Genomic DNA, 18,324 nt, shown 5'->3' on the forward strand with positions numbered 1-18,324 from the left:
GTTGAATCATGAACCTGACTGAACCCCGCGAGCTGGCGCCACTGCTTGAAGCCTTTCTGTTGGCCTCGGGAAAACCGCAATCACTTGAACGCCTGTTCGAACTCTTCGAAGAGGGCGAACGGCCCGAACCAGCGGTTTTCAAGAAAGCCCTGACGATTCTGGCCAAGTCCTGCGATGGCCGAGCCTTCGAGTTGAAGGAAGTCGCCTCCGGGTATCGCCTGCAGATCCGCGAAAAGTTCGCGCCGTGGGTCGGACGCTTGTGGGAAGAGCGGCCGCAGCGTTACTCACGGGCCATGCTCGAAACCATGGCCCTGATCGCCTATCGCCAGCCGATCACCCGGGGCGAGATTGAAGATGTACGGGGTGTGGCGGTCAACAGCCACATCGTCAAAACCCTGCTGGAGCGCGAGTGGATCCGCATCGTCGGTTACCGTGACGTGCCCGGCAAACCGGCGATGTTCGCCACCACCAAGGCCTTTCTCGACCACTTCAACCTGAAGAACCTCGACGACCTGCCGCCGCTGGCCGAACTGCGAGAGCTGGAACCTGATCCTGTCCTCGATTTCGACGACGCGCCGGTGCCGGCCGGATTGCAAGAATTGGCGGATGCCAGTGCCGAGCCGGAAGAACCCAAGGAAGAAACCAGCTTCCACACGCTGTTGCTGGAACTGGACACCATGGAGGAGGGGCTCAAGACCGACTTCGACGATTTGCTGCGCGATGGCGAGTTGACCGAGACCGAAGAGGTTTTGGGGCAGCCGCCGGAGCCGGAAATCGACGTTGAGCTTCAGGTAGAGCCCGAAGCCACCGTCGAAGAAGAACAGGAAGACGACATTCTTGGCGTTGCCGAAGCTCGCGAGAAGCTGCTGGCCGCTGTTGCTGCGCTTGAGCAACCCAAGCCCGAACCTGAACTCAGCGATGAAGAAGCCGAAGCCCAGGCTCTGGCCGAAGCGATCGAGGCTGAACGCCGCCAATTCGAAGACTGACACGAATCCCATGTGGGAGCGGGCTTGCTCGCGAAAGCGGTGTGTCAGGCAGCGGTGATGTCGACTGACACTCCGTCTTCGCGAGCAAGCCCGCTCCCACATGGGATCTGTATTGAATTCGAACTCTGCGCCACCGGCCGGCGGAAAAACCAATAACTGACTGTCGATCAGCTAGTCTCTGATGCGCGAACGCTTCCATGAGCGTATGATTCGCGACCCTTTGGCGATCCCTTCGTCAAACGACCAGATTTCACATCTTCAGGCCAAGGCCTGAACTTGATCACACCGGGAGGTGCCCAGATGAGTATCAACGACCAGAAAGACGACCAGGAAATCGGCCCAGCAGGCGAAAAACTGCAGAAAGTCCTCGCCCGTATCGGCGTCGGCTCGCGCCGTGACGTAGAAGCCTGGATCAGCCACGGCCGCATCAAGGTCAATGGCAAAGACGCCACTCTTGGCCTGCGCGTCGATCTGCATGACGCCATCACCATCGATGGCAAGGTGATCAAGCGCGAAGAAGCCGCCGAGTCGGTACGCCGCGTGATCATGTACAACAAACCCGACGGTGAAATCTGCACCCGTGACGACCCGGAAGGCCGTCCGACCGTGTTCGACAAGATGCCGCGCCCGAAAGAAGGTCGCTGGATCAACATCGGTCGCCTGGACATCAACACCACAGGTCTCTTGATGTTCACCACCGACGGTGAGCTGGCCAACCGCCTGATGCACCCGTCCTACGAAATGGACCGTGAATACGCCGTCCGTGTACGTGGCGAAGTCGACGACGAGATGATCGAACGCCTGAAGGCGGGCGTGGTGCTCGAAGACGGTCCGGCCAAGTTCACCGACATCAAGCAGGCGCCAGGTGGCGAAGGTTTCAACCACTGGTACCACTGCGTGGTGATGGAAGGTCGTAACCGCGAAGTTCGTCGCCTGTGGGAATCCCAGGGCCTGGTGGTCAGCCGCCTGAAGCGCGTGCGTTTCGGTCCGGTGTTCCTCAACTCCGACCTGCCGATGGGTCGCTGGCGCGAAATGAGTCAGCAGGAAGTCGACATTCTGAGTGCTGAAGTCGGCCTGACGCCGGTGGCGATGCCGCAAATGACCGCCAAGAGCAAAGACAAGCTCGAGCGTATGCAGCGCAAATCGTCCCGCCCGGTGGGCAAGACCGAACGCGTACGGACCCTGCGTCCTGCCACTGGCGCCCCGGCTGCCGGTCCGCGTCCATCTCGCGAGCCGCAGATCGAAGGCGAGCGCCCGGCCCGCAAGCCAGCGCCACGCCAGGACGGCGAGCGCGGTCCACGCACGCCGCGTCCGGCCAATGGTCGCACTGAGCGTGGCGAAGGCCGTGGCGCTCCGTCCGCTGGTCGTAGCGATCGCGGTGCGCCTGCCGGCCGTGGTACGCCGGTGGCAGACCGCCCGGCCGACACCAAGCGCCCGGCCAAGCCGGCGCCGAAGAAACGCCCAGGCATCGTTCTGGTCGACAAGGACGCACCATCGGGCAAGCGCCGCGGCGCGCCAGCCGGTTCGGGGCAGCGTCCGGGCTTCGGTCGTCGCAAGCCTGAGTAATCGGTAAGCGCTCCATGAAAAACGCCATCCCTCGGGATGGCGTTTTTTTGTGTCTGGTTTTAGGGATATGGTGTTTACAAGTCAGTCATCGCGGGCAAGCCCGCTCCCACAGGTGACCGGGTTGTTTCATAGGGATGCGATCAATGTGGGAGCGGGCTTGCCCGCGAAGGCGTCAGCCGCATCACCGCAAAATCTTGAGTTAAAACACAAACCGCCCATCAAACACCGGCTCATCATCGAGCGCCAACACGCCGCCAGAGAAGATCAGGTCCAGATGATGGCTGCCCTTGGCGCCTCCGCCCAACCCCAAGTGCAGCCCGCAATGACGTTCCTCGAACCCGGCATTGCGCGCATACAACTCTTTCACGCCTTCGTTGGTGCCGATCCCCAACTCCTCGATGCGTCGATTGGACGGATTGGCGTCCAGGTACTTGTTGAAGTCATGTTCCAGTCCCGGCACGTCGGTGGCGATTTTGCTGATGGTCGAGTTCTCGATCCACAACTCCAGCGGTGACGACAGTACGCCGTACTTGCGGGCAAACGGAATGGTGCTGAGGAACGTCCCCATAAACTTGACCCGGCCATTAATGGCCTCGCTATGGGTGGCGATCTCGCCGGGCGCCAGATCGAAGTTGCCGACACCGTTGATGTCGGTCCACTTCTTGATACTGCTCAATGGTGTTTCGAACCACGAGCCGTGATCATCTTTGAAACTTAAAGTGGTGGCGTGGGACATGCGCTGGATCAAGTGGCTGTTCAGCCCGGCAATCCGCTGCGGGGTGACACTGAACGTGTCGTAGAAGTAATCGCCGTAATCCTTGAACAGCAGCGACTTCTTCCAGTTTTCCGCCATCACGCCTTGCAGCGCGCGGACAAAGTCCGGGCCGTCGGGGCGCGGGTTGGGCAGGGTGGAAGAGTCGTAGAAGAAGATGTACAGATCGCTGTCGATAATTGCCTTGGCCAGCAATTCGGTGGGTTCGAGGTCCAGGCGCATCGCGCTGAAACTGAAACTTGGGCTGTTGCCGGCCTGTTCGGCGATGGCGCCGGTCAGCGCCTCGTAATCAGCGGTATGGCCGAGCAAGACCTTCGCCGGGTTGATACCGGCAACGGCAGGGTGATGTTCGAGGTAGTAAAGGAAATGCGAAATGGCGCGCTGCTTATCCATGTAGTCCTCCCTGACGGACCAGGTAAGTGGCGGGCACGACCGGCCGGATCGTGCCCGTCGGGATGCCTTACAGAGGCCACATCGCCGTGCCGAACGGAACAACCGCGTCGGCTTGCATCATTTCAACGGCGGCTTCATGGGTCGGTGCTTCAAACCAATCGTCCAGTTGCAGTTCAGTGTCCAAGTCTTTGTCCAGTGCTTGCATGGTGAATCTCCTAGATGACTTTTTCGGTAAGAACAGCTTCGGTAAGAACAGTGGCGCGTTTTTCATTCATTGAAGAGCGCGTCAACTTGCCGGTCGATGCGGCTCGGCAAGTCGCTGAAAACCTAGTTCACAGGTTTTTGAATTGCAAAAAAATAATTAAATAATTTTTATTTGAACTAATTATTCCATTTTTCAAAAAGTAAATTTCCTAATAAAAAACAGAAAACTAAGTCGGAAAACTCCTTAGGAAGCTTCCTATCGTCAATTTACAGTCGACGGCTCTCTGGATCTGATTTGGAAAGCATGCGTTACGCTCTGTAAATAAATCCTTACGAAAAGCGCGCTCAAACCCCATGGAATGCCGCTGTGCAAAGGGCTGTAAGGAAAACCTGCCGTCCGCCGCCGCGATGGCGCTGTTCAAGGGCTCTGGCGCGCTTGTCTCAGCCTCGATTGAAAGGTGAGATGCGCCCCATGCCTGTCGTGCAGGTGCATAACAAGAAGGAGGCGCAATGAACGCCGTGACTCATCTCCATCTCTCATCGTGGGGCGATTTTTCTGCTGCCCTCGTCGAGGACCTGCAAAGGTCTGACTCAATTTTTGCTGCCGCCCGAGACCTTCGAGGCGGACACAGGCAATCCCGGCAACCGACGCGCTGATCCAGCGGTGTCTGGCAGCAGGGGGTTAGCGGTGTACAATGCGCCGCGTTTTAACTGTGACCCTCTGCGTAACAGCGCAAACCTCAAGGCTATCGGCCTTGTTCACTCCGCCGCGTCACGAGCGTGTCGGGTTCGATTTCGTCACAGATAAAAACAAACAGGTGACGCATGACTGTCGTAAAAACGCTGAACTCCTGGTGCCTGCGCTGGGGTTTGATCGGCGCTGCTTGAAATCGCAACCGAGCGGCAACGTCTACCGAACATCATCAAACCTTGCGTGAGACCCTTTTCATGAGTGGACAAAACTCGCATTCAGGCGAGCTGAAACGCGGCCTGAAAAATCGCCATATTCAACTGATCGCCCTCGGTGGCGCGATCGGTACCGGATTGTTCCTCGGCTCGGCCGGCGTGCTCAAATCCGCCGGCCCGTCGATGATCCTCGGCTACGCCATCTGCGGCTTCATCGCTTTCATGATCATGCGCCAACTGGGCGAAATGATCGTCGAAGAGCCAGTGGCCGGTTCCTTCAGCCACTTCGCCCACAAATACTGGGGCGGTTTTGCCGGTTTCCTGTCGGGCTGGAACTGCTGGATTCTGTACATCCTGGTGGGCATGTCGGAGCTGACCGCGGTCGGCAAATACATTCACTACTGGGCGCCGGATATCCCGACCTGGGCCTCGGCGGCAGCCTTCTTCGTGCTGATCAACGCGATCAACCTGGCCAACGTCAAAGTCTTTGGCGAGGCCGAGTTCTGGTTCGCGATCATCAAGGTGGTGGCGATCGTCGGCATGATCGCCCTGGGCAGCTACCTGCTGGTCAGCGGCCATGGCGGCCCGCAAGCTTCGGTGACCAACCTGTGGTCCCACGGCGGCTTCTTCCCGAACGGCGTCAGCGGCCTGGTGATGGCCATGGCGATCATCATGTTCTCCTTCGGTGGCCTGGAAATGCTCGGTTTCACCGCTGCTGAAGCGGACAAGCCGAAAACCGTGATCCCGAAAGCCATCAACCAAGTGATCTACCGGATCCTGATTTTCTACATCGGTGCGCTGGTGGTCCTGCTGTCGCTGACGCCTTGGGACAGTCTGTTGGCAACCCTGAATGCTTCCGGCGACGCTTATAGCGGCAGTCCGTTTGTGCAAGTGTTCTCGATGCTCGGCAGCAACACCGCCGCGCACATCCTCAACTTCGTGGTCTTGACCGCGGCGCTGTCGGTGTACAACAGCGGCACCTATTGCAACAGCCGCATGTTGCTGGGCATGGCCGAGCAGGGCGATGCGCCGAAAGTCCTGTCGAAGATCGACAAGCGTGGCGTGCCGGTGCGTTCGATCCTGGCGTCGGCCGCTGTGACGTTGATCGCGGTGTTGCTGAACTACCTGATTCCGCAAAACGCGCTGGAACTGTTGATGTCGTTGGTGGTTGCAACCCTGGTGATCAACTGGGCGATGATCAGCTTCTCGCACTTCAAGTTCCGCCAGCACATGAACAAGACCCGGCAGACGCCGCTGTTCAAGGCCCTGTGGTACCCGTACGGCAACTACATCTGCCTGGCGTTCGTGGCGTTCATCCTCGGCGTGATGCTGCTGATCCCGGGCATCCAGATCTCGGTGTATGCGATTCCGGTGTGGGTTGCGTTCATGTGGATCTGCTACGGCATCAAGAACAAGCGCAGCGCCCAGCAGGCGTTGCAGGCGGCAGTGAAATAACGCGGCACGCAGAAACAATAAACCCGGCCAAGTGCCGGGTTTTTTGTGAGCGATACAAAACTTTGAACTGGCGCGGCCCCCCTGTGGGAGCGGGCTTGCTCGCGAAAGCGGAGTATCAGTCGACATCGATATTGCCTGACACACCGCTTTCGCGAGCAAGCCCGCTCCCACATTGGATCTTTGGCGTGCCGAAGATTTATTCGCGGTATCCTGCACGCTCTGAATACGGACGCTTTTCCATGCTGGTGATTTCCAACAACGTGCATCTGCCGGATGCCGAGATCGAATTGACAGCCATCCGCGCCCAGGGCGCCGGTGGGCAGAACGTCAATAAAGTCTCCAGCGCCGTGCACTTGCGCTTCGACATTCCGGCCTCGTCCTTGCCCGAGTTTTACAAGGAACGGCTGCTGGCGTTGCGTGACAGTCGCATCACCAGCGAGGGGGTGTTGATCATCAAGGCCCAGCAATACCGCACGCAGGAGCAGAACCGCGCCGATGCGCTGGAGCGGCTGACCGAACTGATCCTCAGCGCCACCAAAGTGGAAAAGAAACGCCGTCCGACCAAGCCGACCCTCGGTTCGAAAAAGCGTCGGCTCGAATCCAAGACCAAGCGCGGCAGCATCAAGGCCGGGCGTGGCAAGGTGGATTTCTAGCGGGCTTCACGCTCTTCCCGATACTTTGGCGCCTGCCGGTACAAGTAAACGCTCAGCATCAATCCGCTCAACGCGGCCAACGCGGCAAACAGGAAGATCGAGGCAAACCCGAATCCAGCCGCGATCGCACCCGCCAGCGGTCCGGTAATCCCCAGCGACAAATCGATAAACAGTGAATAGGCCCCAACCGCCGCGCCACGGCTGGAAGCGGGCACCAGGTTGACCGCTTCCACGCCCAAGGCCGGGAACACCAGCGAAAAACCGAACCCGCTCAGCGCCGCACCCGCCAGTGCCCAATGGGCATCCGGCGCCAGCCATAGCAGTAACAGCCCGAGGGTTTCCACCGAGAGGCAGGCAATCGCCACGCGAAAACCGCCAAGGCGATTGATCAGGTTACCGAACAGCAATCGCGCACCAATGAAACTGGCGCCGAACAAACTCAGGCACAGCACCGCGTTGGACCAATGCTGAGTGGCGTAATACAGCGTGATGAAGGTCGCGATGGTGCCAAAGCCGATGGAGCCCAGTGCCAGGCCGCAGCCATGAGGGAACACCCGTCCCAGCACATGCATGAACGGCAAGCGTTCACCCGCGACAATCGGCGCCGCGGTTTTCGGCCAGGCCAGCGCCACGCCCAGTACGGCCAGCAGCACGATGCTCACGCCCATGCTCCACAATCCCAACTGACTTACCAGCAGCACCCCCAGCGGTGCGCCGACCGCCAGCGCACCGTAACTGGCGATGCCGTTCCAGGAGATGACCTTGGCGGTGTTCGCCGCGCCGACCCGGCCGATGCCCCAGCCGATCGAGCCGGAACCCACCAGGCTTTCCGCGCTGCCGAGTATCAGGCGGCCAATCAACAGGCTGATCAAACTCAGTGTCGGCAGGCTTTGGGTCCAGGCCGAAATCAGCATGAACACACCGCTCAAACCGCAGCCGGCGAGGCCGTACATCACCGCGAGCTTGCTGCCCTTGTTATCGATGATGCGCCCGGCATAAGGCCGGCTGAGCAGGGTGGCGAGGTATTGCACGCTGATCACCAGCCCGGCGATCACCGCGCCAAAACCGAGGTCACTGTGGACATAGCCTGGCAACACGGCCAGGGGAATACCGATATTGAGGTAACCGATGAAGGTGAACAGGACGATGGAAACGACTTGCAGCGTGACCGCCAGGGGGCGCTGGGTTTCTGACATGGGTAAAAGGTCCACGGGGCAGCAGGATAGATAGGCTGCTTATGATAACGGCGTGGACGGTCGTAGGGCGTGAAAAAGTAAAACTATTTGCCGGACGGAATTATTCAGGATTTGGCGGGGGCGACCAGTTGCGTCGTGACCAGGGCGGCCAGAGCGTTTTCTTCGCTGCCGAATCGGGCCAGCAGGGCGGCCTGTTTCTCGGGGGAAAGACGGTTCCAGATCTCGATCATCTTCTCGGCGGTGCCGATCAGGACGCTGGCCTGGGCTTCAGTGAAATCATCGCTCATGGTGCGGGGCTCGCGGTTCAGGCGGTGTGGAAAGCGCATGTTAGCGCTTTCCACACGGTCTGGCATTGCGGGTGTATCAGTCTTCTCTGTCGGCCTGACGGCGTTCAGGTGCTTCTTTCGGCTTGGGCTGTTGGGCGCCGGTTTGTTGCCCCCCGGCTTGTAGCGTGGTCGTCTGCTCAGTTTCGTGCAGGCTTGGGAAGGGGAGATTAGGGATCTCGTGCATAGAGCGCTCCTCGCAAAGTCTGTTGATAGATCTGGTAGATCCGCGCTTTAAAAAAGCCTGGGCAGGATACAGCAGGAAAAATGACAAATAGACTTTATATCCATTTGTTACGACGGATGGGATTGTCTAGACAGGTCAATGGGATAGGTAAATACAAGTGTGGGAGCGGGCTTGCTCGCGAAAGCAGAGTGCCAGTCGATATCATCGTTGCCTGACACACCGCTTTCGCGAGCAAGCCCGCTCCCACAAGGGGGATTTGCAGATACTGGGGTTACTTGCAGACGTCAGCGATGGCCTCGGCCAGCAGATCCAGACGCGTCGCATCGATCCCGGCAACGTTCGCCCGGCCCGAGCTGACCATGTACACACTATGACGTTCGCGCAGTTGTTTGACCTGCTCCGGCGACAAGCCAGTGTAGGAAAACATCCCGCGTTGCACGCCGATGTGCGCAAACCGCTTGCGCAGGCCATGGGGTTCGAGCGCTTCGACCAGGCCACTGCGCAGTTGGGCGATGCGCAAACGCATGGCTTCCACTTCGTCGGCCCAGCGGCTTTTCAGCTCTGGATCGCCAAGGATGGTCGCGACTACGGCGGCGCCGTGATCCGGCGGTGTCGACCACAGGTTGCGGGCGATGTTGGCCAGTTGGCTGCGGATGTCCACCAGCTTGTCGGCGGTTTGCGCGCAGACAATCAGCGCGCCGGTGCGGTCGCGGTACAGGCCGAAGTTCTTCGAGCAGGAACTGGTGATCAGCACTTCCGGCAACTCGGCGGCGAACAGCCGGGTCGACCAGGCATCTTGCTCCAGGCCGTCGCCGAAGCCCTGATAGGCGAAGTCGATCAGAGGCAGCAAGTCGCGACTGCGCACCACGTCCAGCACCCGGCGCCAATCGTCATGGGACAGGTCGAAACCGGTCGGGTTGTGGCAGCAGGCGTGCAGCAGCACCACATCGCCCTTCGGTGCTTGATTGAGCACCGCGAGCATCGCTTCCACATCGAGACGGTTATCGCTGCCGACATACGGGTAGTGACTGACCTTGATCCCGGCCGCCGCGAAAATGGTTTCGTGGATCGGCCAAGTCGGGTTGCTCAACCACACGCCACGGCCCGGCAGGCATTGGGCGATGAAGTCGGCGCTCAGGCGCAACGCGCCGGTACCGCCCGGCGTTTGCGTGGCGCCGGCCCGATGCTCGGCGATCAGCGCCGAATCGGCACCCAGCACAAGCTCGTTGATGACCTTGCCGAACGCCGCATCGCCGTGGCCGCCGATGTAAGTCTTGGTGGCCTGGCGATCCACCAGGCGCTGCTCGGCAAGCTTCACCGCTTCAAGGATTGGCGTCAGGCCCTGGGCGTCTTTGTAGACCCCCACGCCGAGGTCGAACTTGCGTGGGTTGGGGTCCTGCGCATAGGCCTCCATCAGGCCGAGAATCGGGTCGCCGGGTACTCGGCCGATGGCGTCGAAATGCATTATTTGCGGCCCTCGGCGTCTTTGGCCACTTCGTCAGTGCGCGCGGCCATGATGAAGTCGTTGCGGTGCAGGCCCTTGATGGAGTGGCTCCACCAGGTCACGGTGACTTTGCCCCACTCGGTCAGCAGGCCCGGGTGGTGACCTTCAGCCTCGGAGATTTCACCGACGGCGTTGGTGAACGCCAGCGCATGCTTGAAGTTCTTGAACAGGAAAACTTTTTCCAGCTGCATCACACCGTCGCGCACTTCGATGTTCCAGTCAGGGATCTGCTTGATCAGGATCGGCAATTCTTCGTCGCTGACCTGAGGGGCGTCGGCGCGGCAGGCTTCGCAATGGGCTTGGTTCAATGTGGACATGATGTGTTCCTGAAATCGAGTGTTTTGAAAAACGGTCGTCAGTGGGACCACGCTAAAGCAAAGCGGCGATCCGTAACAGACTCACTTGATGCCAAAAGTCGCGGGTCACGCAGCTTTTGGCGGAAATTTCGGTGCGTGCAACCCCAGCTGCATACCTTGCTTGACCATGCCCATGATGTCTTCGTGGGCCAGATCGAACAGGCGCTTGAGGTTCGGCAGGACAAAGTACAGCGGTTGCAGAATGTCGATGCGGTACGGCGTGCGCATGCATTCCAGTGGGTCGAAGGCCTGATGCTCAGGTGCGTCCGACAGGGCGTAAACAGTTTCTTTCGGCGAGGACAGAATACCGCCGCCATAGATTCGCAAGCCTTGCGGCGTGTCGACCAGGCCGAACTCGATGGTCATCCAATACAGGCGCGCCAGGTACACGCGTTCTTCCTTGGATGCCTGTAGGCCGAGTTTGCCGTAGGTGTGGGTGAATTCGGCGAACCAGGGGTTGGTCAACAGCGGACAGTGGCCGAAGATCTCGTGGAAAATGTCCGGCTCTTGCAGGTAATCCAGCTCTTCGCGGGTACGAATAAAGGTCGCCACCGGAAACTGCTTGTTCGCCAGCAATTCGAAAAAGGTCTGGAAGGGGATCAGCGCGGGCACTCGGGCAACTTGCCAGCCGGTGGTTTCACCGAGGACTTTGTTGATTTCGCCAAGTTGCGGAATGCGGTCGTGGGGCAGACCGAGTTTTTCGATACCGTCCAGGTATTCCTGGCACGCACGGCCCTCGACCACTTTGAGCTGGCGAGTGATCAGCGTGTTCCACACCGCGTGTTCTTCGGCGGGGTAGTCGATAAAACCTTGCGCATCGGGCTCGCGAGCCACGTATTGCGTCTGCTTCATGCTGCTCTCCTGCTAGGGGAATCGTTCTTGTTGTGTGTACAGCTATGGACCTAGAAATACCCCAAGGTGTTCGGTGTTGCAGCAGGTGATCCGCGTCTTGTGTAGGAAAATTCCGCGCTTTTCGTAAAGAATTCGTTACGGATTGGCTGCTGTGGCGCAAGTATTGATATTTACGGGTTTGAAATGGCCTGCGGGTGTCACATAATCTTGACGACTAACTGAGCTGCTCGGCAAAAAAATACGTCCGAAGGCACTGCGAATTCCCTTGTGGGAGCGGGCTTGCTCGCGAAAGCGTCGGCACATTCGACATTGATGTATCAGGCAGACCGCTTTCGCGAGCAAGCCCGCTCCCACAGGTTGTGCGCTCAGTATCAACTTACTCACCGCTGTTACGGGCCTTCATATGCGTATCAAAGTCCACTGCCAGAACCGCATCGGTATCCTGCGCGACATTCTCAACCTGTTGGTCGAGTACGGGATCAACGTCGCTCGCGGCGAGGTGGGCGGTGAGCATGGCAATGCGATCTATCTGCACTGTCCGAATCTGATCAACATTCAGTTCCAGGCGTTGCGGCCCAAGTTCGAGGCGATCGGCGGGGTGTTCGGCGTCAAGCGTGTAGGGCTGATGCCCAGCGAGCGTCGGCACATGGAGCTCAATGCCTTGCTCGGTGCCCTGGAGTTTCCGGTGCTGTCGATCGACATGGGCGGCTCCATCGTTGCGGCCAACCGTGCGGCGGCGCAGTTGCTCGGGGTGCGGGTGGATGAGGTGCCGGGGATTCCGCTGTCGCGGTACGCCGAGGATTTCGATTTGCCGGAACTGGTGCGCGCCAACAAGTCGCGGATCAACGGCTTGCGGGTGAAGGTCAAGGGGGACGTGTTTCTCGCCGACATCGCGCCGCTGCAATCGGAGCATGACGAAAGCGAAGCCATGGCCGGGGCGGTGTTGACGCTGCACCGGGCGGATCGGGTGGGCGAGCGCATCTATAACGTGCGCAAACAGGAGTTGCGCGGCTTCGACAGCATTTTCCAAAGCTCGAAAGTGATGGCGGCGGTGGTTCGCGAAGCGCGGCGCATGGCACCACTGGATGCGCCGTTATTGATCGAAGGCGAAACCGGCACCGGCAAAGAGTTGTTGGCGCGGGCCTGTCACCTGGCGAGCCCGCGTGGGCAATCGCCGCTGATGGCGCTCAACTGCGCAGGCCTGCCGGAGTCCATGGCCGAGACCGAGTTGTTCGGCTACGGCCCCGGCGCTTTCGAAGGGGCGCGGGCCGAAGGCAAGCTCGGCCTTCTGGAGCTGACGGCGGGCGGTACGCTGTTCCTTGATGGCGTCGGCGAAATGAGCCCGCGCTTGCAGGTGAAATTGCTGCGCTTTCTGCAGGACGGTTGCTTCCGTCGTGTCGGCAGCGATGAAGAGGTCTATCTGGATGTGCGGGTGATCTGCGCGACTCAGGTGGACTTGTCCGAGCTGTGTGCTCGCGGTGAATTTCGCCAGGACTTGTACCACCGCTTGAACGTGCTCTCGCTGCACATCCCGCCACTGCGCGAATGCCTCGACGGACTGGCACCGCTGGTGGAGCACTTCCTCGATCAGGCCAGTCGACAGATCGGTTGCCCGTTGCCGAAACTGGCCCCGGCGGCGATGGAGCGGCTCAGTCACTATCACTGGCCGGGTAACGTGCGGCAGTTGGAGAACGTGCTGTTTCAGGCCGTCTCCCTGTGTGAGGGCGGCACCGTCAAAGCCGAGCACATTCGCTTGCCGGACTACGGCGTGCGTCAGCCGCTTGGCGATTTCTCCCTCGAGGGCGGGCTGGACGAGATTGTCGGGCGCTTCGAGAAAGCGGTGCTGGAGCGCTTGTATTCCGAGTATCCGAGCAGTCGGCAACTGGGCAAGCGACTGGGGGTTTCCCATACCACCATTGCCAATAAGTTACGCGAGTATGAGGTGGGCAAAGAGCCGGGTGTTTAAACCTGTGGCGAGGGGGCAAGCCCCCTCGCCACAGAGTTCTGTGTTGACTGCAAAGGTCGATGCTTGCCGTAAGCGGCATGACACCGCCGGTTTTTCGTCTTCGATACATTCCCCCAATCTCCTCTAATCCCCTCAAGTCCTTTGTTTGCCGGGCCCGGCGCCGCCAGAAAAAAGTTGGTCTGCAAATTGCTTATGGCTCAGCAGTACAGCGGTGGGCGGCAAACGTCCGGCATGCAGAGGAAAGAGTGTGGACAAGTACCTTTATGTGGCAATGACCGGCGCCAGCCAGAATGCACTGGCGCAGAAGGCTCATGCCAACAACCTGGCGAACATCTCTACCAACGGTTTTCAGAAGGACCTGGAACAGGCCCGTTCGATGCCGGTATTTGGTGACAGCTTTCCGGCGCGCGCGTTTGCCATGACTGAACGTCCGGCCACCGACTTCTCCCCTGGCGCCCTGGTGGAAACCGGTCGCGACCTCGATGTCGCGGTGCAAGGCAATGGCTGGATCGCCGTGCAGAACCCCGATGGCGGTGAGAGCTACGTGCGCACCGGCAGCCTGAACGTTGACGCCCTGGGCGTGCTGCGCGCCGGCAATGGTATGCCGGTGATGGGCAATGGCGGGCCGATTGCCGTGCCGCCCGAGCAGCAGATCGAAGTTGGCGAAGACGGCACCGTCAGCATCCGTGCGATGGGCGAAGGCCCGCGGGTGATGGCCGAAGTCGACCGCATCAAACTGGTCAACCCGGACTTCAAGAACATGACCAAAGGCCTGGACGGTTCGATCCACACCAAGGACGGCAAGCCGGCGCAAGCCGATGCCAACGTCAAACTGGTGTCCGGATTCCTCGAGTCGAGCAACGTCAACGCCGTGGAAGAAATGACTTCGGTGCTGGCGCTGGCCAAGCAGTTCGAGCTGCACATCAAGATGATGAACACCGCCAAAGACGATGACCAGGCCATGGCTCGGGTCTTGCAGATCAGCTAATTATCAGAACGTCGCGCCGTAAAACAGGCGCACGAGGAGAATCGAATGCTTCCGGCTCTATGGGTTGCCAAAACAGGTCTGTCCGCCCAGGACACCAACCTCACCACCATTTCCAACAACCTGGCGAACGTATCGACCACGGGTTTCAAACGTGACCGCGCCGAGTTCCAGGACTTGCTGTATCAGATCAAGCGCCAGCCAGGCGCCCAGTCGACCCAGGACAGCGAACTGCCGTCGGGTCTGCAAGTGGGTACCGGTGTGCGCATCGTCGGCACCCAGAAAAACTTCACCGCCGGTAGCCTGCAAACCACCGAGCAGCCACTGGACATGGCCATCGACGGTCGTGGTTTCTTTCAGATTCTGCAGCCCGATGGCACCACGTCCTACACCCGTGACGGTACCTTCCACCTGGACTCCAACGGCCAGATCGTCAACGCCAGCGGCTTCGCCCTGGAGCCGGCCATTGTCATTCCGAACAACGCCCAGACCTTCACTGTCGGCCGTGACGGCACCGTGTCGATCACCGTTGCCGGCAACCCGGCCTCCCAGGTGATCGGCAACCTGCAAACCGCCGACTTCATCAACCCGGCCGGCCTGCAGGCAGTGGGTAACAACCTGTTCCTGGAAACCGCTGCCAGTGGCGCGCCGCAAGTCGGCACCCCGGGCCTGGCCGGTTTCGGCACCACGCTGCAGAACACCCTGGAAACGTCCAACGTCAGCACCGTTGAAGAGATGGTCAACATGATCACCACTCAGCGCGCCTACGAGATGAACTCCAAGGTGATCTCCACCGCCGACCAGATGCTCTCGTTCGTAACGCAGAATCTGTAATCAAGTCTATGAGGCGGCCATGAGTCGTCTGCAATACCGTGAGGTAGGGTCATGAATCGCTTTGTATCTGTTCTGGCACTGAGTGGGGTCGTCGTGCTCGCGGGCTGCGTTGCCCCGCCGCCCAGGCCCAATGACCCTTACTACGCCCCGGTGTTGCCGCGCACGCCGCTGCCGGCTGCCGCCAATAACGGCTCGATCTACCAGGCCGGTTTCGAACAGAACCTGTACAGCGACCGCAAGGCGTTCCGGGTCGGTGACATCATCACCATCACCCTGAACGAGCGCACCCAGGCGAGCAAGAACGCCAACTCGCAGATGGACAAGAACAGCGATAACAAGATCGGCCTGACCTCGTTGTTCGGCTCCAGCCTGACCACCAATAACCCGATCGGTGGCAACGATCTGAGCCTGAATGCCGGCTATAGCGCCGACCGCTCGACGAAGGGCGACAGCAAGTCCGGCCAGAGCAACAGTCTGACCGGTTCGATCACCGTGACCGTCGCCGACGTGTTGCCCAACGGCATCATCGCCGTGCGCGGCGAGAAGTGGCTGACCCTCAACACCGGTGACGAGCTGGTACGGATTGCCGGCCTCGTTCGCGCCGATGACATCGCCACCGATAACACCGTGTCGTCGACCCGCGTCGCCGATGCACGCATCACCTATTCGGGCACCGGTGCGTTTGCCGATGCGAGTCAGCCAGGCTGGTTCGACCGTTTCTTCCTCAGCCCGCTGTTCCCTTTCTAGGTGGCTATGTTGAATCTTAAACACCTGATGGTGGGCGCTCTTTTGCTGTGCGCAGCCTTCGATGCTCAAGCTGAACGGCTGAAGGACATCGCCAGTATTTCCGGCGTGCGTTCCAACCAATTGATCGGCTATGGCCTGGTGGTCGGGCTTAACGGCACCGGTGACCAGACGACCCAGACCCCGTTCACCCTGCAGACCTTCAACAACATGCTCTCGCAGTTCGGCATCAAGGTGCCGCCAGGTTCCGGCAACGTGCAATTGAAGAACGTCGCGGCCGTGTCGATCAGCGCTGATTTGCCAGCGTTCGCCAAGCCGGGTCAGCAGATAGACATCACCGTGGCGTCCATCGGTAACTCCAAGAGCCTGCGCGGCGGCACCTTGCTGTTGACGCCGCTCAAAGGTATCGATGGTAACGTCTATGCCGTCGCTCAGGGCAACCTGGTGGTCGGTGGTTTCGATGCCGAAGGTCGTGACGGTTCGAAGATCACCGTCAACGTTCCGTCGGCCGGTCGCATCCCCGGCGGTGCGTCGGTCGAACGTGCCGTGCCGAGCGGTTTCAATCAGGGCAACAGCCTGACCCTGAACCTCAATCGTTCGGACTTCACCACCGCCAAGCGCATCGTCGACAAGATCAACGACATGCTCGGCCCTGGCGTTGCCCAAGCCATCGACGGTGGCTCGATCCGCGTGACCGCGCCACTCGATCCAAGCCAGCGGGTCGACTATTTGTCGATCCTGGAAAACCTCGAAGTCGATCCGGGCCAGGCGGTGGCGAAAGTCATCATCAACTCGCGCACCGGCACCATCGTGATCGGCCAGAACGTCAAGGTTTCCCCGGCCGCCGTGACCCACGGCAGCCTGACCGTGACCATCACCGAAGACCCGATCGTCAGCCAGCCCGGCCCTCTGTCCAACGGGCAGACGGCGGTCGTGCCACGCTCGCGGGTCAACGCTCAGCAAGAAGCCAAGCCGATGTTCAAGTTCGGCCCGGGCACCACCCTCGACGAAATCGTTCGTGCGGTGAACCAGGTTGGCGCGGCACCGGGTGACTTGATGGCGATTCTCGAAGCGCTGAAGCAGGCCGGCGCGTTGCAAGCCGACCTGATCGTGATCTGAGGACGGCGATCATGGATATGCGCAAAAGCGGTCTGGTCAGCAGCAGCGACTCGGGTTCCTACTCGGACCTGAATCGTTTGAATCAGCTCAAGGTCGGCGACAAGAACAGCGATGCGAACATGCGCAAAGTGGCGCAGGAATTCGAATCGCTGTTCCTCGGTGAAATGCTCAAGTCCATGCGCTCGGCCACCGAAGCGCTGGGCCAGGACAATCCGCTCAATACGCCGGCGGCCAAGCAATACCAGGAAATGTACGACCAGCAGTTGGCCGTTTCCCTGTCCCGCGAAGGCGGCGGTATTGGCCTGGCGGATGTGCTGATGCGCCAGATGTCGAAGAACAAACCGTTGGCGCCGGGTGAGGCTGCGGCAGCGTCCGCCGCCAAGCAAGCCGCCGCGAAGGCCGCCGTGGAAACACCGATTGCCGCCGGCACGGTCGCCACCAACGGGCCGCTGTCGCGCCTCAATGGTGAGCGTCCGTTGTGGGCTTCGCGCGCGGTGAAGTTGCCGGCGAACGCGGGCGAGGGGACTCACCGCAATGACATGGCGCTGATCAATCAGCGGCGTCTGGCGCTGCCGCCGAAACTGGCCGACCGTTTGCTCGCAGGGCTGGTGCCGTCAGCATCGACCACGGCGACGAACGCCACCGCAACGCAGAACAAAATCCAGGTGCCGCAGAGCACCACGACCGGTTCCGGTTCGCTGTACAACGGCGACTGGCTGGCTTCGCAAACGGATACGGCATCCAGCGGGCGCCTGCAGATCTATGGTCGTGCCATGGCTCAAATCCCCCTGGCGCCGCCGAAGAAAGCCTTCAGCTCCGCCGACGAATTCGTCAACACCATGCTGCCGATGGCCAAAGAGGCTGCCGACCGTATCGGTGTCGATCCGCGTTACCTGGTGGCTCAGGCTGCCCTGGAAACCGGTTGGGGTAAATCGGTCATGCGCGCTCAGGATGGCAGCAGTAGCCATAACCTGTTCGGCATCAAGGCCAGCGGTAACTGGAAGGGCGATTCGGCGCGGGCGATCACCAGCGAATTCAGAAATGGCCAGATGGTCAAGGAGACGGCCGAGTTCCGTTCCTATGCCTCTTACAAGGACAGTTTCCATGACCTTGTGACGCTGCTGCAAAGCAACAATCGCTATCAAGATGTGCTGAAGTCGGCCGATAACCCAGAACAGTTTGTACGCGAGTTGCAAAAAGCCGGGTATGCAACCGACCCGGATTACGCAAGCAAGATTTCGCAGATAGCCAAGCAGATGACGAGTTACCAAAACTACGCTGCGGCGGGCGTTTCCACCACGCCTTTATAGGCACAAGGTATAA

Annotated in this window: 18 protein-coding genes; 10 read left to right on the forward strand and 8 right to left on the reverse strand. The window is 60.0% G+C overall.

Annotated elements, in window-relative coordinates:
* Positions 1–8 precede the first annotated feature (8 nt).
* On the forward strand, positions 9–986 hold the full coding sequence (scpB, locus tag PSH64_RS07545) for an SMC-Scp complex subunit ScpB (RefSeq protein ID WP_305480377.1): 978 nt from the start codon (positions 9–11) through the stop codon (positions 984–986).
* Positions 987–1,286: 300 nt separating this feature from the next.
* Positions 1,287–2,552 (forward strand): 23S rRNA pseudouridine(2605) synthase RluB, encoded by a 1,266-nt coding sequence (rluB, locus tag PSH64_RS07550; RefSeq protein ID WP_105339886.1) that lies wholly within the window; start codon positions 1,287–1,289, stop codon positions 2,550–2,552.
* A gap of 199 nt (positions 2,553–2,751) precedes the next feature.
* Here rluB and PSH64_RS07555 read toward each other — a convergent pair whose 3' ends face one another.
* Together PSH64_RS07555 and PSH64_RS07560 are read right to left on the reverse strand one after the other, a co-directional pair.
* Entirely contained in the window at positions 2,752–3,717 is a 966-nt protein-coding gene (locus tag PSH64_RS07555) for a leucyl aminopeptidase (RefSeq protein ID WP_305480378.1), read from the reverse strand.
* 67 nt (positions 3,718–3,784) lie between these two features.
* Positions 3,785–3,922 (reverse strand): hypothetical protein, encoded by a 138-nt coding sequence (locus PSH64_RS07560; RefSeq protein WP_007938535.1) that lies wholly within the window; start codon positions 3,920–3,922, stop codon positions 3,785–3,787.
* 947 nt (positions 3,923–4,869) lie between these two features.
* Between PSH64_RS07560 and PSH64_RS07565 the strand changes: the two genes are divergently transcribed.
* Together PSH64_RS07565 and arfB are read left to right on the forward strand one after the other, a co-directional pair.
* Positions 4,870–6,282 carry an amino acid permease gene (locus PSH64_RS07565; protein ID WP_105339883.1) on the forward strand — a complete coding sequence of 471 codons (1,413 nt, stop codon included), beginning with the start codon at positions 4,870–4,872 and terminating at the stop codon, positions 6,280–6,282.
* A 239-nt stretch (positions 6,283–6,521) separates the two neighbouring features.
* Positions 6,522–6,935: an alternative ribosome rescue aminoacyl-tRNA hydrolase ArfB gene (gene arfB, locus PSH64_RS07570; RefSeq protein ID WP_007938537.1), complete on the forward strand. Its 414-nt coding sequence runs from the start codon at positions 6,522–6,524 to the stop codon at positions 6,933–6,935.
* Here arfB and PSH64_RS07575 read toward each other — a convergent pair.
* The 6 genes from PSH64_RS07575 to phhA all read right to left on the reverse strand — a co-directional run bounded on the left by PSH64_RS07575 (position 6,932) and on the right by phhA (position 11,353).
* Positions 6,932–8,131, reverse strand: a complete 1,200-nt coding sequence (locus PSH64_RS07575; protein WP_105339882.1) for an MFS transporter — start codon at positions 8,129–8,131, stop codon at positions 6,932–6,934. The two genes, arfB and PSH64_RS07575, sit on opposite strands and share 4 nt — an antisense overlap.
* 104 nt (positions 8,132–8,235) lie before the next feature.
* Positions 8,236–8,418 (reverse strand): hypothetical protein, encoded by a 183-nt coding sequence (locus tag PSH64_RS07580; RefSeq protein WP_007938541.1) that lies wholly within the window; start codon positions 8,416–8,418, stop codon positions 8,236–8,238.
* Between the two features lie 76 nt (positions 8,419–8,494).
* Positions 8,495–8,641 carry a hypothetical protein gene (locus PSH64_RS07585; protein ID WP_181150612.1) on the reverse strand — a complete coding sequence of 49 codons (147 nt, stop codon included), beginning with the start codon at positions 8,639–8,641 and terminating at the stop codon, positions 8,495–8,497.
* 271 nt (positions 8,642–8,912) lie between these two features.
* Complete coding sequence (locus PSH64_RS07590; RefSeq protein ID WP_370694461.1) at positions 8,913–10,106, reverse strand: amino acid aminotransferase; 1,194 nt, start codon at positions 10,104–10,106, stop codon at positions 8,913–8,915.
* Complete coding sequence (locus tag PSH64_RS07595; protein WP_018929944.1) at positions 10,106–10,462, reverse strand: 4a-hydroxytetrahydrobiopterin dehydratase; 357 nt, start codon at positions 10,460–10,462, stop codon at positions 10,106–10,108. The genes PSH64_RS07590 and PSH64_RS07595 overlap by 1 nt, the downstream gene beginning before the upstream one ends.
* 105 nt (positions 10,463–10,567) lie before the next feature.
* Positions 10,568–11,353: a phenylalanine 4-monooxygenase gene (gene phhA, locus PSH64_RS07600; RefSeq protein ID WP_018929945.1), complete on the reverse strand. Its 786-nt coding sequence runs from the start codon at positions 11,351–11,353 to the stop codon at positions 10,568–10,570.
* Positions 11,354–11,756: 403 nt separating this feature from the next.
* On the opposite strand from phhA, the gene PSH64_RS07605 reads away from it, so the two are divergent.
* From PSH64_RS07605 to flgJ, 6 genes are all read left to right on the forward strand, one after another.
* Positions 11,757–13,319, forward strand: a complete 1,563-nt coding sequence (locus PSH64_RS07605; RefSeq protein ID WP_019579542.1) for a sigma-54-dependent phenylalanine hydroxylase transcriptional regulator PhhR — start codon at positions 11,757–11,759, stop codon at positions 13,317–13,319.
* Positions 13,320–13,566: 247 nt separating this feature from the next.
* Complete coding sequence (locus tag PSH64_RS07610) at positions 13,567–14,307, forward strand: flagellar basal body rod protein FlgF (RefSeq protein ID WP_105339879.1); 741 nt, start codon at positions 13,567–13,569, stop codon at positions 14,305–14,307.
* Between the two features lie 45 nt (positions 14,308–14,352).
* On the forward strand, positions 14,353–15,138 hold the full coding sequence (flgG, locus tag PSH64_RS07615) for a flagellar basal-body rod protein FlgG (RefSeq protein ID WP_018929947.1): 786 nt from the start codon (positions 14,353–14,355) through the stop codon (positions 15,136–15,138).
* A 51-nt stretch (positions 15,139–15,189) separates the two neighbouring features.
* A complete protein-coding gene (flgH, locus tag PSH64_RS07620) occupies positions 15,190–15,885 on the forward strand; it encodes a flagellar basal body L-ring protein FlgH (protein WP_305480379.1) in 696 nt (231 codons plus the stop codon).
* 6 nt (positions 15,886–15,891) lie between these two features.
* Positions 15,892–17,001 carry a flagellar basal body P-ring protein FlgI gene (locus PSH64_RS07625; protein ID WP_018929948.1) on the forward strand — a complete coding sequence of 370 codons (1,110 nt, stop codon included), beginning with the start codon at positions 15,892–15,894 and terminating at the stop codon, positions 16,999–17,001.
* Positions 17,002–17,012: 11 nt separating this feature from the next.
* A complete protein-coding gene (gene flgJ / locus PSH64_RS07630; protein ID WP_305480380.1) occupies positions 17,013–18,311 on the forward strand; it encodes a flagellar assembly peptidoglycan hydrolase FlgJ in 1,299 nt (432 codons plus the stop codon).
* The last annotated feature ends 13 nt before the right edge of the window (positions 18,312–18,324 follow it).

Origin of the sequence: Pseudomonas sp. FP1742, from assembly GCF_030687145.1 — a bacterium.
Classification (GTDB): Bacteria; Pseudomonadota; Gammaproteobacteria; order Pseudomonadales; family Pseudomonadaceae; genus Aquipseudomonas; species Aquipseudomonas frederiksbergensis_D.

Coding starts and splice junctions, on each gene's coding strand:
- phhA (WP_018929945.1), bottom strand. CDS start 11,353: ATGAAGCAGACGCAATACGTGGCTCGCGAGCCCGATGCGCAAGGTTTT.
- PSH64_RS07595 (WP_018929944.1), bottom strand. CDS start 10,462: ATGTCCACATTGAACCAAGCCCATTGCGAAGCCTGCCGCGCCGACGCC.
- rluB (WP_105339886.1), top strand. CDS start 1,287: ATGAGTATCAACGACCAGAAAGACGACCAGGAAATCGGCCCAGCAGGC.
- PSH64_RS07575 (WP_105339882.1), bottom strand. CDS start 8,131: ATGTCAGAAACCCAGCGCCCCCTGGCGGTCACGCTGCAAGTCGTTTCC.
- PSH64_RS07565 (WP_105339883.1), top strand. CDS start 4,870: ATGAGTGGACAAAACTCGCATTCAGGCGAGCTGAAACGCGGCCTGAAA.
- PSH64_RS07585 (WP_181150612.1), bottom strand. CDS start 8,641: ATGCACGAGATCCCTAATCTCCCCTTCCCAAGCCTGCACGAAACTGAG.
- PSH64_RS07580 (WP_007938541.1), bottom strand. CDS start 8,418: ATGAGCGATGATTTCACTGAAGCCCAGGCCAGCGTCCTGATCGGCACC.
- PSH64_RS07560 (WP_007938535.1), bottom strand. CDS start 3,922: ATGCAAGCACTGGACAAAGACTTGGACACTGAACTGCAACTGGACGAT.
- PSH64_RS07605 (WP_019579542.1), top strand. CDS start 11,757: ATGCGTATCAAAGTCCACTGCCAGAACCGCATCGGTATCCTGCGCGAC.
- scpB (WP_305480377.1), top strand. CDS start 9: ATGAACCTGACTGAACCCCGCGAGCTGGCGCCACTGCTTGAAGCCTTT.
- PSH64_RS07625 (WP_018929948.1), top strand. CDS start 15,892: ATGTTGAATCTTAAACACCTGATGGTGGGCGCTCTTTTGCTGTGCGCA.
- flgJ (WP_305480380.1), top strand. CDS start 17,013: ATGGATATGCGCAAAAGCGGTCTGGTCAGCAGCAGCGACTCGGGTTCC.
- PSH64_RS07555 (WP_305480378.1), bottom strand. CDS start 3,717: ATGGATAAGCAGCGCGCCATTTCGCATTTCCTTTACTACCTCGAACAT.
- arfB (WP_007938537.1), top strand. CDS start 6,522: ATGCTGGTGATTTCCAACAACGTGCATCTGCCGGATGCCGAGATCGAA.
- flgG (WP_018929947.1), top strand. CDS start 14,353: ATGCTTCCGGCTCTATGGGTTGCCAAAACAGGTCTGTCCGCCCAGGAC.
- flgH (WP_305480379.1), top strand. CDS start 15,190: ATGAATCGCTTTGTATCTGTTCTGGCACTGAGTGGGGTCGTCGTGCTC.
- PSH64_RS07590 (WP_370694461.1), bottom strand. CDS start 10,106: ATGCATTTCGACGCCATCGGCCGAGTACCCGGCGACCCGATTCTCGGC.